This is a genomic window from Thermostilla marina (assembly GCF_054657455.1).
The window spans coordinates 4273358-4287311 of the sequence record NZ_BAAHYR010000001.1 but is presented as its reverse complement, the minus strand read 5'-3'; the positions used below and the strand labels follow the sequence as shown (position 1 = coordinate 4287311).

General features: G+C 59.3%; 8 protein-coding genes. 3 read left to right on the top strand and 5 right to left on the bottom strand.

All coding sequences use genetic code 11. The features are described 5' to 3' along the window. Window positions 1-78: 78 nt before the first annotated feature. The gene (locus tag ACYQ2I_RS15500) at window positions 79-2433 is read left to right on the top strand and encodes a hypothetical protein (RefSeq protein WP_460167937.1); all 2355 of its coding nucleotides are present in this window, start codon (window positions 79-81) and stop codon (window positions 2431-2433) included. A gap of 150 nt (window positions 2434-2583) precedes the next feature. On the opposite strand, the gene ACYQ2I_RS15495 is transcribed toward ACYQ2I_RS15500, so the two are convergent. The 3 genes from ACYQ2I_RS15495 to nifJ all read right to left on the bottom strand — a co-directional run bounded on the left by ACYQ2I_RS15495 (window position 2584) and on the right by nifJ (window position 8451). Next, complete coding sequence (locus tag ACYQ2I_RS15495) at window positions 2584-2820, bottom strand: hypothetical protein (protein ID WP_460167936.1); 237 nt, start codon at window positions 2818-2820, stop codon at window positions 2584-2586. Window positions 2821-3843: 1023 nt separating this feature from the next. Further along, complete coding sequence (locus tag ACYQ2I_RS15490; RefSeq protein ID WP_460167935.1) at window positions 3844-4851, bottom strand: dihydroorotate dehydrogenase-like protein; 1008 nt, start codon at window positions 4849-4851, stop codon at window positions 3844-3846. An 18-nt stretch (window positions 4852-4869) separates the two neighbouring features. Further along, window positions 4870-8451 carry a pyruvate:ferredoxin (flavodoxin) oxidoreductase gene (gene nifJ, locus ACYQ2I_RS15485; protein WP_460167934.1) on the bottom strand — a complete coding sequence of 1194 codons (3582 nt, stop codon included), beginning with the start codon at window positions 8449-8451 and terminating at the stop codon, window positions 4870-4872. Between the two features lie 973 nt (window positions 8452-9424). Here nifJ and ACYQ2I_RS15480 point away from each other — a divergent pair. After that, window positions 9425-10006 (top strand): peroxiredoxin, encoded by a 582-nt coding sequence (locus ACYQ2I_RS15480; RefSeq protein ID WP_460167933.1) that lies wholly within the window; start codon window positions 9425-9427, stop codon window positions 10004-10006. Window positions 10007-10019: 13 nt separating this feature from the next. Here ACYQ2I_RS15480 and ligA read toward each other — a convergent pair whose 3' ends face one another. After that, a complete protein-coding gene (ligA, locus tag ACYQ2I_RS15475; RefSeq protein ID WP_460167932.1) occupies window positions 10020-12032 on the bottom strand; it encodes an NAD-dependent DNA ligase LigA in 2013 nt (670 codons plus the stop codon). A 110-nt stretch (window positions 12033-12142) separates the two neighbouring features. Beyond that, window positions 12143-12526, bottom strand: coding sequence for a cupin domain-containing protein (locus ACYQ2I_RS15470; protein ID WP_460167931.1), 384 nt, complete (start codon window positions 12524-12526; stop codon window positions 12143-12145). Window positions 12527-12765: 239 nt separating this feature from the next. Here ACYQ2I_RS15470 and ACYQ2I_RS15465 point away from each other — a divergent pair, with 239 nt between their 5' ends. Beyond that, window positions 12766-13923 (top strand): CHAD domain-containing protein, encoded by a 1158-nt coding sequence (locus ACYQ2I_RS15465; protein WP_460167930.1) that lies wholly within the window; start codon window positions 12766-12768, stop codon window positions 13921-13923. The last annotated feature ends 31 nt before the right edge of the window (window positions 13924-13954 follow it).

Below are 13954 nucleotides of genomic sequence, written 5' to 3'. Positions count from 1 at the left end.
GTTGAAGTTCACGTTCTGGCTTTCTCGAATTCACTATCTTCATGAGCGCTGCTGCGCGTGGTGAGGAGGTATCTTGGGATGAGGAAGTTTCTATTGACGGGCGCATTCTTCGGCGCGTGTTGCGCCGCAGTGTTGACCCTGGGGCCGACGTCGGCCTCACGGGCCGCCGCCCAAGCCGACGAGCCGACCGTGTACGCCGTGTGGGAGGAAAACGGCGAGTATCGTTGGGAACCTATTTATCCGAGTTCGGCGGAGTCCGCGGATAAAACGAACGAACAGGAGACGAGCACTGAATCGACGGATGGGTACGACGAAGCGGGCAGCGATCTAGGATACGATCCTTACGAGTACGATCCCTATCTCTACGAGTCCTATGAAGACGAAGGTTGGTATGCCGACGACTTCGTCGACGCGATGAGCGATGAGGCCGGCACATTCCAATCGACGTTGGAATCGTACAGCGAATACTACGACGAGTTCGGTCAACCCTACGAAGACTACTGGTACCGCAACTACACCGGGATCACCGGCGATGTGCCCTCGGCCGATTTCTTCGTCGTCGACGATGAGGCTTCGCAACAGGATGAATCGGTCGATGCCGGGGACGACGGTTGGTACGCCGCCGGCTACGAGGACGGTGTGGGCGATGAGTACGACGTCGACGATGCGTACGAATCGTACGACGAGTACTACGACGAGTACGAAACCGAAATGGAGGGTTCGTACGACGGCTACGATGAGGCCGACGAGTACTACCGCTACGATGAAGGGTACGGCTACGACGCGTACTACAGCGGTGTCTACGACGAGTCGATGGACGACTACGAGTACGGGGAATATCCCTACGACGCGGGCTCCGACGACTTGGGTGACGCCGCCGACGACACCTCGTGGTGGACCGGTGACGATGACTCCGGCGACACGATCGAGGCACCCGCGGACAACGAAGACGATGCCGAAAGCGACGACGATTCCTGGGACTACCCCTACTACTACGGGTGCCGCTGGGATGATTCCGAGCCGGAACCCGGTTCTGAAGAGGCGGCCCACGAAGGCGTCGACGTCGATTACGGCATGCAGCGCGCCGATGAATTGACTTCTGCCGAAGTTCAGCCGCAAGTGGGCGGCGATTTTACGGACGGCGATTCCGAGTGGTACTACGAAGAGTCGTGGTACTACGACGATTCACAGGACGAAGAAGCTGTCGAGTCGGACGACGAGGAATACGGCTTCGAAGACGCTTACGGCGAAAGCTACACCTACGAGTACGAAGCATACGAACCTGCCGCGGAAGAAACCGACGCCGCCGAAACGTACTCCGATTATTGGTACGACGAGTACGAATACTACGACGAAACGGACGACGTGTACGACGCCGAAGTCGAGCAAGCCGAGCCGTCGTCCTTTACCCGCATGCGATCGTTCCCTGCCGATCCCGACGTTTCGCCGATGGGCAACGAGCGGGATTACGAAGCGGAAGTCGCCGCCGAGTGGATGGCGTCGGAATATGCGGCCTCCGAGCCGGCCGATTGGCAGGATTGGGAATACGTCTATGAAGAGACGTCCGTAGACGACGACACCTCGTGGCGAGTGTTCGACACGCCCTTGGAAGGCGAGCCCGGCGAACCGACCGCCACGTACGCGATCGACGAGATGGACGACATCGCCGGCGAGTGCTTCCGACAGGATGAAGCGGTCGACACGTTCGATGTCTACGACGAGTACGAGGAATACGAGTACGCCGATCCGTACGATTATTACGGTGACGACTACGAAGACGGCTACCTGGGCGACGAGGGAGCCGCCGTCGAGTACGACGATCCGTGGGAAACGGCCTCGGAGACCGAGGCGACCTCGTTCGATGAAGCTTCTTCGAACCTGTTGGCCGCTTGGGCGCCGGGCCAACTATTGACACCGGAAGACCAAGACTTTCTCGGTGTGCTCGAATCGCTGGCCGAAGAATCGTCGGGTGTGCGTCGGGCCGAATTCAGTCGTTACCTGGATCAGGTCGGCCTGGACGCCTTGGATTTGGCCGCCCGCTTTGAAGAGCAAACGGGAATCGACACGCTCGGGTTGGCCGACGACATTCCCGGTGTGGCTGCCTTCCTGGGAGTCGTTCGGTTGATCGAGATGGGCGACATCGACATCGACGAAGCGGTGACGTTGTTGCGTCAGAACTTGTCGCACATGCCCTTGGAATGGATCGAAGGAGCGACGAGCACGGCCGCCGATCACTATCCGAGCGACATTCCACGCGAACGGCCAGGTCGGCTGATGCCCACGCTGGGCAACATGCTCTTCCAGGCGGGCGTCTCGCTGGCGGTTACGATGCAAGCCGGTTTCCGTCAAACCGGTGAACACTTCACCGGTACCTTGGAAAGGATGACCGCCAAGTTGCGAGCGGCGGCCGACATGCATACGTTCATGCGGTGATGCGCGTCGACAGGCGTTGTCGAAACGGCACGCCGCAACAGAAAAAAGTTAGGGACACGTCGACCGAATCGGCGTGTCCCTTTCTCGTCGTGTCTTGGGTGCCGGAACAAGTCCGGTGCAGCGAAAGGTGGTCGCGTTTGGATGAGAAGACTACCGCCGAGCCTTCTTGGTCGCCTTCTTCTTGGCGGTCTTCTTCACGGCTTTCTTTTTGGCGGTTTTCTTGGCGACTTTCTTCTTCGCGGTTTTTTTGGTCGCCTTCTTCTTGGCGGTCTTCTTCGCCGTCTTCTTCACGGCTTTCTTTTTCGCGGTTTTCTTGGCGACCTTCTTCTTGGCCGTCTTCTTCACCGCTTTCTTGGCCACCTTCTTCGCTGCTTTCTTCTTGGCCACCTCTACGTCCTCCTAGCTAACGTCTTGGGCGATCTCCTTGCCGTCGTCGGGCTGGGGCCGAAGCTCGACAGGTGTGTCGCCCCGGAAACAAAACACTACGCTAACAGCAACCACGTGCCGAAATCGCTACGAAAGCGATGTTCCATCCGTTGGGTCGGTTCCTTAACTTCAACTTGTTGCAGCTTCGTGTTGTCTTCGGGCGACTCAAGCGAACGCATGCGTCCACGCAAAGCCATTTGCATTACAACTTGTGAATTATCGTACCCGATTCAGAAAATCTTGCAAGGCGATTTTTGCTTGCGCGCTGCGTGTGAATCGCATGAACAACACATCGCTCACGAAAACCATAGCACATGCAGTGCAGAAGTACGTTGATGCGATCACTTTTCTTGCGCGACTTCGCTTTGTGTCGGGGATGACGTCTCGCGATGTTCGTTTCGTTTTTCGACGAAGGTGCAAATCGATTTGCCCGCCTATTTGCCGCATGAAATGCATGCGTGAAAAAACAGAGTGTTTGCAAGAGGCGAATCGCATGCGCACCGTGTGCAACGCGCGTGTTGCCGTCGTCGACGTGTGCATTGCGTTGTTCGCAACATCGTTGCGTGCCGTGAATCGATCGACGGCGTTTCGATTCGTTTTCGAGAACGCAAGGTAGGACAACTTCGCGATGAAGGAATCGCTTGCAACGATCGGTCGCGGGCGTTTGCAATTGTCGAGTTCTTCTCAGAGGCTCATGACGAAGCGCGATGTGCGTTGTGTGTGCGAGTTGCCCGCGGCTGCGATTGGTCTTACGCGTCGCCGAAAGATGCAAGCTGCCGGTCGGCGCGACAGCGTTTCACTCGGCAGAAGCGATACGTGCGGAGGTGCGATCGGTGCGTCGTGAAAGCCGTACGGTCGCTTCGATCGTTACGACGCGATGGGGACAGCGTCGTTTTCGAACAATGCGCAAGAGAAACGGGGAAACCTCACGCTCGAAGCTTCCCCGTGTGACGTTTCGTGTCGGTCAGGCCGACGGGAAACCGGTCAGATCGGTTGGCCCGTGAACGAGGCCAACGCTTTCATGTAGTTGCCGCGCTCGAACGCTTCGGGATCGGGCGAGTTGCGATGGCTGAGGCTTCCGCACATCTGGCGGACGGATTCGTATTCCCGCTCACCCATCCAACGTTCCAGTTCGCTGAGCATCGTGCCCACGCAGCCGAAGCCTTGCTTGTAGAGCGCCGAGGCGATTTGAACGGCATCGGCACCGGCGAGGATCGCCTTGATCAGGCTCGGGGCGCTGTGTACGCCGCTGGTGATGGCCAGCGAGGCGCCCACCCGACCGTGCAGAATCGCAATCCACCGCAGAGGTAAGAGCGATTCGAACTCGGTGCTGAGGACCAGATGCGGCTTCGCTTCGAGCGTTTCCAGATCGATGTCGGGTTGCAAGAAGCGGTTGAACAGGACGAGGCCCTTGGCGCCTGTGTCGACGATACGGCGACACATGTAGCCGATCGAGCTGAAGTAGGGCCCGACCTTCACGGCGACCGGAATGGAAACCGATTCGGTCACCGTCTTGACCAAATCGAGGTAACGTTTTTCGACGTCGGCCGAGGTTTCCTCGGTGTTCGCCGCGATCAGGTAGACATTCAGCTCGAGGGCGTCGGCTCCGGCTTCTTCGATCAGCTTGGCGTAGCGGACCCATCCGCCTTCGGTCGTGCCGTTGAGGCTGCCGATGACGGGGACACCGACGCTTTCTTTCGCCTTGCGAACCTTTTCAAGATATTCGTCGGGCGCGAAGCGGTACTCTTCCGGTTCGGGGAAGAAACTGAGCGATTCGGCGTAGCTTTCGGTCCCGAACTGGTGCGCTTCGGAAATGTTGACGGCTTCGTGCTCGATCTGTTCTTCGAACAGCGAAGGGAGCACGACGGCGGCGATGCCGGCTTCTTCGAGACGCTTGATGTTGTCGAGCGAATCGGTCAGCGAGCTGGCGGCCGCCACGAGCGGATTCTTCAACTTCAAACCGAGATATTCGGCAGACAAATCGACGGACATTTCGTTCCTCCTGGTGATTTACTCGGACTGACGACCGTTGCCCGTTGCCGAGCCGGCGTGTGCGAGCGCCTTCGACAACTCTTCGTACAGGGCGTAGCGGTAATTGATGTCGCCTTGACCCAGTTGCAGCAATTCCTTGGCCCGATCGGGCTTCGACCGTTGCAGGATCGCAAAGCGGGCCTGCTTTCCGGCGAATTCCTCGAACGGCACGCTGGGCGTGCGGCTGTCGAGGTGGAACGGCTGCTCGGTGTCGCGCGGATCGTAGTGATACAGCGGCCAGTAGCCCGAGGCCACCGCTTCTTTCTGGTAGTCCATGCCCTTCGACATGTCGATTCCCCAGCCGATGCAGTGCGACAGGGCGACGATCAGCGACGGGCCCTTGTACGATTCGGCCGCCAGGATCGTGCGGATGGCGTGCATCGGGTTCGCGCCCAGGGCGATCTGACCGACGAACACGCTGCCGTACGACATGGCGATCAAGCCGAGATCTTTCTTGCGGGTGGGCTTTCCGCCCGCGGCGAACTTGGCCACGGCACCGCGGAAGGTCGCCTTCGACGCCTGACCGCCGGTGTTCGAATAGACTTCGGTATCCATCACCAAGAGGTTGATGTCGCGGCCGGAGGCCAACACGTGGTCCAAACCGCCGAAGCCGATGTCGTAGGCCCACCCGTCGCCGCCGAAGCTCCACACGCTGCGTCGGATCAGGAACTCCGCCGAACCGGCCAGCAACTTGGCATCTTCGCCGGGGATGTCGGCGAGCTTCTTTTGCAGCTCGGCGACCAACGCCCGCTGCTTGGCGATGTCGGCATCGGTCTCTTGCGGATTCTCGAGCAGCGCCTTGACCAGCTCATCTCCGAGCTGACCGGCCAGCTTCTTGAGTAGCGTTTGTGCAAACTCGGTTTGTTGATCGACGGCCAAACGCATGCCCAAGCCGAATTCGGCCGCGTCTTCGAACAGCGAGTTGTTCCAGGTCGGGCCTTTGCCTTCGTGGTTGGTCGTGTACGGCGTGCAGGGCAGGTTGCCGCCGTAGATCGACGAACACCCCGTCGCGTTGGCGATCATCATGCGGTCGCCGAAGAACTGGGTGACCAGTTTCACGTAGGGTGTTTCGCCGCAACCGGCACAAGCACCCGAGAACTCGAACAGCGGCAACAGCAACTGCGAACCCTTGACCGTGTTGATCTTGACTTTCGAGCGGTCGATATCGGGAATCTTGAGGAAGTATTCGAAGTTCGCCCGCTCGGCTTCCAAGTGGTCGAGCTTCGGCAACATGTCGATCGCCTTGTGCTTGGCGACCTCTTTGTCCTTGGCCGGGCAGACGTTCACGCACACGGCGCAGCCCGTGCAGTCGTCGGGGGCGACTTGGATCGTCGTCAACATGCCCGGGAATTCCTTACCGCGGCATTCGGCCGTTTGGAAGGTCTCCGGTGCATCGGACACCGCCGACGGGTCGAATACCTTCATGCGGATTGCCGCGTGCGGGCAGACCAGCGAGCACAGACCGCATTGGATGCAGATCTTGGGATCCCAGATCGGGATCTCCAACGCGATGCTCCGCTTTTCGTACTTGGTCGTGCCGGTCGGGAACGTGCCGTCGCAGGGCAACTTGCTGACGGGCAGGTCGTCCCCTCGGTAGGCGATCATCATGCCCAACACGTCCTTGACGAATTCGGGCGAGTCGTCCGGTACGGCAGGCACCATGTGAATCTTCGAGGTGACCTCGCCGGGAACCTTGACCTCGTGCAGCGACTCGAGGGCCATGTCGACGGCCTTGTTGTTCCGCTCGACGATGATGCCGCCGCCCTTCTTCCCGTAGGTCTTCTTGATCATTTCCTTGATCTCGGTGATCGCCTGGTCGGTCGGGATCACCTGGGCCAAGGCGAAGAAGCAGGTCTGCATCACCGTGTTGATGCGGACGCCCAATTCGGCCTTTTTCGCGACCGTGTACGCGTCGACGACGTAGAACTTGAGTTTCTTGTCGATGATCTGCTTTTGGACTTCGGCGGGAATCTTGTCCCACACTTCGTCCGGGCCGAAGGGGCTGTTCAACAGGAAGGTTGCGCCCGGCTCGGCCATCGCAAGGACGTCGATCCGTTCCAGGAAGTGGAATTGGTGGCACGCCACGAAGTTCGCCCGATGCACCAGGTACGACCCCTTGATCGGACGCGGACTGAACCGCACGTGCGAGGTCGTCATCGACCCTGCTTTCCGCGAGTCGTACACGAAATAGCCTTGGGCGTAGTTCGGCGTGTTCTCGCCGATGATCTTCACCGAGCTGCGGTTCGCGCTGACGGTTCCGTCGCTCCCCAGCCCGAAGAAGACGGCCCGGACGACGTCGTCTTTCTCGGTGTTGAAGCTCGGATCGTAGTCGATGCTGTTCCCGGTGACATCGTCGACGATGCCCACTACGAAGTGGTTCTTGGGAGCATCCTTGGTCAATTCGGTGAACACCCCGGCGGCCATGGCGGGGGTGAATTCCTTCGACGAGAGACCGAAGCGACCGCCTACGATTTGCGGAGCAGCACTGCCGTGGACACCGGCCCAGTATTCGGCGATCGCCGAGATGACGTCGGCATGCAGCGGTTCGCACACAGCACCGGGCTCTTTCGTACGATCGAGCACGGCGATCTTCTTGACCGTTTTCGGCAGGGCCTTGACGAAGGCTTCTCCGGCGAAGGGACGGTACAGGCGGACTTTGATCAAGCCGACCTTCTCGCCGTCTTCGACGAGCTTGTCGACGGCCTCTTCGACCACACCGCAACCGCTGCCCATCACGACGACGACGCGTTCGGCGTCCGGTGCACCGACGTAGTCGAACAGGTGGTACTTGCGGCCGACCAGTTCACCGAACTGGTCCATGACCTCTTGGACGATTTGCGGCGTCTTCTGATAGTACGGATTGCAAGCCTCGCGGGCTTGGAAGAAGACGTCGGGGTTCTGTGCGGTACCGCGCAGAACGGGACGCTCAGGCGACATCGCCCGCTCGCGATGCCGGTTCACCGCATTGAGATCGATCATCGCCTTGACGTCGTCTTCGGTGAGTTGCTCGATCTTGGCGACTTCGTGCGAGGTGCGGAATCCGTCGTAGAAGTGTAAGAACGGCACACTCGCCTTGATCGTGGCGGCGTGCGCGATCATGGCCATGTCTTGCGCCTCTTGGACGGATCCAGCCGCCAGCAGGGCGAACCCCGTCGCCCGACAGGCCATTACGTCGCTGTGATCGCCGAAAATCGACAGGGCGTGGGTGGCCACCGTGCGGGCGGTTACGTGAAAGACGGCCGGCGTCAATTCGCCGGCGATCTTGTACATGTTGGGGATCATCAACAACAGGCCTTGCGAGGCGGTGAAGGTCGCCGACAGGGCCCCTCCTTGCAGCGAGCCGTGGACTGCGCCTGCGGCACCGGCTTCGCTCTGCATTTCCACCACATGCGGCACCGTGCCGAAAATGTTCTTTCGGCCGGCGGCAGCCCATGCATCCGCCATCTCTCCCAGGTTCGACGAGGGAGTGATGGGGTAGATCGCCATGACCTCAGAGCAGAGGTGAGCGATGTTGGCCGCCGCTTCATTGCCATCCACGGTCACGAAGCGTCGTTCTGCCACTGCTGGTCTCCTCATTTATAAAAACGAGATCTGTCGAGGCATTACCATCCGCCGAACCCGTCCATCGAGTGTCGAGAACGAAACGAGACGTTTTGCTTTCTCGACATTGGACCGGCCCTGCGATCCGCAAACCATTTTCGCACCTGCCGAAAGCAAGATGCGATCGTCGTTTCAAAACCCGCGGTGTATCTTCACCGGTCGTGGATCGTTCGAACAGGAAATCGGAAAACGTCCGCGAACCTTTGGGACGCTGCGGTCTTCTTAATGTGCGGAAAGCGACAACTGCTATTTGCCGAAACCGACCAATAAAACCGTTCGCGTCGAATGTTTGCGTGTTGTGACGATAGCCGACCGGGTTCTCGTCATCTCCGCCACGATGTGCAAGTGAAGTGTCGCGTTTCGACCGCACATCGTCGCGACATTACGATCGGCGCACCGTGAAAGGGCGCCGCGGTGGAGTCGTCTCGCGAGACGTCCCCCCCAGGCTTGCGTTGCGGTCGCGTCGTTTCGTCCATCCTTCCGTACGTCCGAAAACGACAACGCGCAAACTTACGTTCGCGTCGGCCGCAACCTGCTCCACCGTTTGTCGAGATGCATCATTCGGGACGGGAAATACGCACTCTGTGGGACACAAAGACGAATTCCCAAACCGTTACGTTACCCCTTTCCAACCACTTTCGCAAGTGTCCAATTCCCCCGAATCGAAGGGGGGATTCACAAGCCCCGCATAGGCGTCAATTGCTCCCATCGAAATTACCTGTTTCCAACCGTCGTTCGATCGACGGCCTCTGACCGAAGTTAAGTCGTTTGTCCCGACGACCGCGCGAGTGTCCCTTGTAAGGCGCACGCGACCGGATTGTGGGGGCATTTCTCGGCCCCCCTTGCCTTCGTACCGTCAGCCGCATCAATTCCCCTGCAATGTTCGATTGTTCTGCGTTGCGATAGGGAATCTTGATTGGTGTGGAGGTAACGAATGATTTTGCGTTGGAATCGGTCGGTCGTCGCTTTTGCGGTAGTGTCGTTGTCGGTATTTTCGGGCGGAATCCTTTCGGCGTTTGAGCCCACGTCGTCGGAACCGTCGAAAAAGGAGCTGAAAGTCGGAGATCCGGCGCCCGACTTCGCCTTGCCCGGGAGCGATGGAAAGCTGCACAAACTCTCGCAATACCGAGGCAAGTACGTGGTCGTGGCGTGGTTTCCGAAGGCATTTACCGGGGGGTGCACCCGCGAATGTACGGCGTTCGCTCAAAAAGGCGACCTTTTCAAGGACCTGCCGGTCGTCTATTTCACTGCCAGTGTGGATACGTTGGAAGAGAACACTCGGTTCGCCAAATCGGTGGGGGCGTCATATCCCATCCTCAGTGATCCTACGAAGGGGACCGCCAAGGCTTACGGCGTGGTGGATGCCGGACGGCCTGTTCCGTACCGATGGACCTTCATCATCGACAAGAACGGCAAGATCGCGCACATCGACAAGGCGGTGAAGGTGGATTCGCATCCGGAAGACGTGTTGGCCGTTCTCAAGAAGCTGATTGCCGCCGAAAAGGCCGGCGACTGAGCGCCGGACGGCGTCAAACCGATTCGCCCCGCAAGAGTTGCTCGAATTGTTCCTCGGTCAACACGGGGATTCCCAACTGTTGCGCCTTGGTGAGTTTGCTTCCGGCCTTTTCACCGGCCACGACGTAATCGGTTTTTTTCGAAACGCTCGATGCCGCCCGGCCGCCGTGCTTTTCGATCAGGGCTTCGATTTCGTCGCGGGTGTAACGGGTGAGCTTGCCGGTGACGACGAGCGTCTTTCCGTCGAGCACCTGCGCAACGTCGTCGGTTTCGATATCCTCGGTCAATTTGACGCCCAACGAGCGGAGATCGTCGATGACGGCTCGGCCGTGTTCGCTGTGCAAAAAGTCATAGACGCTCTGCGCGATGACGTCGCCGATCTCGTGAATTTGTGCCAACTCGTGGACGCTTGCGCGGGAAAGAAGATCGATATCGGGGTAGTGCTTTGTGAGAACGGCGGCGACTCGCGGGCCGACGTGGCGAATGGCCAACGCGGTGAGTACACGACATAGTCCTCGGGTCTTGCTCGCTTCGATTCCCGCCAGGAGGTTTTCGGCCTTTTTCTTGCCCATTCGTTCCAATTTGATGAGCTGGTCGGCCGTTAGGCGGTACAGATCGCCGTAAGTGCGAACAAGGCCCGAATCGACGAGTTGTTCCACGAGTTTCGTGCCCAGACCTTCGATGTCCATGCAATCCCGCGAGGCGAAGTAGCGAAGACGTTCTTTCAACTGCGCCGGACATTGCAGGTTCGGGCAGCGGATATACACCCCGCCTTCGTCTTGAACGAGTCGCGTTTCGCACACCGGGCAACGTGTCGGAAATCGGAACTTGGGAAGTTCGCCTTTGCGGGCATGCTTTTCCACCCGCACGATATGCGGGATGATCTTGCCGGCTTTTTCGACGACGACCGTATCGCCGATGCGGACATCTTTGCGGGCGATTTCTTCGGCGTTGTGTAGGCTTGCCCGCGAAACGATCGTACCTGCCAGCTCGACCGGTTCCAGGTCGGCTACGGGCGTGATCGTACCGGTTTTTCCGACCTGTACGCGAATGTCGTTGACGCGGGTGACGGCTTCGTATTTTTCGAACTTGTACGCTACCACCCAGCGAGGGCTTTTCGAGGTCGCGCCCAAGCGTTCCCGTTGATCGAACCGGTTGACTTTGAGAACCAGGCCGTCGATCTCGAAGTCGAGTTCGTGCAGTCGCTCGATGACTTCGTTGCAATATTCGACGGCAGCGTCGAAATCGGCGAAGCATCGGGCCATGGGGGTGATCGGAATGCCGTACGAGGCGACCTCGTCCAAGAACTCCATGTGCGTTTTCGCACGCAAGCCTTCGCAGTAGCCCACGCCGTGGCACAGGAACCGCAAATGGCGCTCGGCGCAAATCCGAGGATCGAGTAGTCGAATCGAGCCGGCGGTCACGTTCCTGGTGTTTGCAAACGGCGGGAGGCCCTTGGCGGCTTGTTCTTCGTTCAAACGGACCAGATCGGCATTGGTCATGTAGACTTCGCCGCGTGCCTCCAGTACGGCCGGCGGCTTGTCGGTCGTCAGACGCAAAGGAACGCCTTGAACGGTTTTCACATTGTGTGTGATGTCGTCGCCGACTTCGCCGTCGCCGCGCGTCGCGCCGCGCACGAGGACACCGTCTTCGTAGATCAGCGAAACCGCCACGCCGTCGATTTTCAGTTCGACGACCCACTCGACCGGCTCGTTGTCGAGTAGTCGAGTGACGCGGTTTGCGAACTCCCGCAGCTCACCGAGACTGTACGTGTTCTCGATCGACAACATCGGCACGCGATGCCGCACCTGTGTGAGCTCGGGAACAGGCCGATCGCCGACGCGTTGAGTGGGACTGTCGGGGGTAATGAGTTCCGGATGGGCGGCCTCGAGTTCCTTGAGCCGCTGCATCAAGCGGTCGTATTCGAGGTCGCTGATTTCCGGGGCAGCTTCAACGTAGTATTTGCGATCGTGGTAGCGGATGAGATCCCGTAGTTCGGCGATTTCCCGGGCGACGTCGCGCGTCATTGATGAGTCCCTTCACGTGGCGAAGCAACGAAACCGACCGAATCACCGCTCCCAACGGCGGGTAACGTCGGGCTCGGCGGCTCGTGCGATGATTGTGCCCGGCGTCACGGTCACTCGCAACCGCAGGCGGTCATGCACCCCGGATCGAGGCCCCGCAACGGCAGCGGAATCAGGCACAGAAAACGCAACGGTCCCGAGCCGGTGTTGCGGAACTGGTGTACCTCGTTCGGCTCGACGAACACCACCGTTCCGGGCTGCAAGGGGTGTTCGGTGTCCCCTTGAAGGACTACGCCTTGGCCTTCGAGGACGAACACCTCGTGTTCGTAGGGATGTTGATGCTTCGGCGTATGGCCACCCGGGGCCACGTCGAACTGTCGCATCGAGAAACTGGGGGCTCCATCGTCTTGGCCGATCAGGCAGCGCATCGCGCAGCCGACCGCACCCGACACTTCCACCGACTGTGACGGAACACTACGAAAATCGACGACCTTCACCGGATACGGGCTCCTAACCAAGAGATAACGAACGAGGGGGCTTCACTGCTGCGTAGAGATTGTACGCCACCTATTATCCAATGCCTATCGACAAAACGGTAGGACCGGATCTTCTGCCCCGCTTAGGGGGGCGGTTTTCTGCGAAACTGCCTGACGCGGGTTGGACCGAGTGGTAGAATTGAGAGACTTCCCGACCGGATTGGGTGACATCCAAGCGGGGTGCTATTGTGGACGAACATGTGACGCGTCTCGCGGCTCGTCGGGTGCGTAAGCTGGCGCGACAGATCGCCAAGCAGTACGACGGACTCGAAGTCGCCGGAGACCCGGAGTACATCCACCGCGCCAGGGTGGCCTCACGTCGCCTGCGCGCGGCACTCGATGTCTTTTCTTCTGTATTCGGCAAAAAAGTCAGCGGACGCTATCGGGATGAAATCGGCAAGTTTGCGAGGGCGTTGAGCAAGCCTCGCGACTTGGACGTTCAACTCTTGGCTGTGCGTGATCTACTTGCCGCCGTCGACGATTCCGAACTCGTGCCGGGAGTGGCCTACTTATTCGCCCGCTTTCAGCGGGAACGCGCCGAGCTGCAACCGAAGGTCGTGCGGGCGCTGGAACGGTTCATGAAGGCCGAAACGGTCGAGCGATTGGCCGAGTTTGCCGAGAAGCTCGAAAAGAAAGCCCGCAAGAAAGTTGAAAAGTCGGGTACCAACGGCAGCGGCGACCGGCTCAGCAAAGAAGTACGCCGATTGGCGAAAAAGAAAATTCTGCGACGGTTCGGGCACCTTCTCGATCTGGCGGGATGTCTCGAAGATCCTGCGGATGTGACCGGGCATCATCAAATGCGGATTGCCGCCAAGAAATTGCGGTACACACTGGAGATCTTCGGTTCGCCCTACGGGGGTTTGTTGGACGAGACCACGACGGTGGTCAAGCAGCTCCAAACCTACTTGGGCGATATTCACGATTGCGATGTATGGGAAGAGACGTTGGAGTCATTGGCCAGCCGCATCGGTGCCAGCGGCGGAACGGATATGCCCGACTGCGTGAATCCTCAATCGTTGATGCCGGGAATCCGCTGGATGCAGGCCCATTACGCGCGGCGACGCGAAGAGCTTTATCTGGATTTGTGCCGTTTTTGGCACAGCGAAGAAACCCAGGAGACGTTGCAAAACCTGCCTTCGCTTCTGGACTGCGAGCCGCCTCCGAAAAAGAAAAAAGGTGGTCACGAGGCGTCGGGGACTTCCGGTCGATCCGAGGATGAGAAGCCGGAGGCAGGCGTCGAGCCTGACGTCGCCGACGATCAGTCGGAGAAGCAGCCGTCTCACAACGGCAGGAGCCATCTCGCCGGGCCGCACGCCGAGAAGGCGAAGGCAGCCGATTCTTCTTCGGTTGTCTCGTGAATCGATGCCGATCGGCTGATTTGCGGCTTGT

Excerpts from the sequence above, each read along its gene's own strand:
- ACYQ2I_RS15500 (WP_460167937.1), top strand. The coding sequence starts at position 79 with ATGAGGAAGTTTCTATTGACGGGCGCATTCTTCGGCGCGTGTTGCGCC.
- ACYQ2I_RS15490 (WP_460167935.1), bottom strand. The coding sequence starts at position 4,851 with ATGTCCGTCGATTTGTCTGCCGAATATCTCGGTTTGAAGTTGAAGAAT.
- ACYQ2I_RS15480 (WP_460167933.1), top strand. The coding sequence starts at position 9,425 with ATGATTTTGCGTTGGAATCGGTCGGTCGTCGCTTTTGCGGTAGTGTCG.
- ligA (WP_460167932.1), bottom strand. The coding sequence starts at position 12,032 with ATGACGCGCGACGTCGCCCGGGAAATCGCCGAACTACGGGATCTCATC.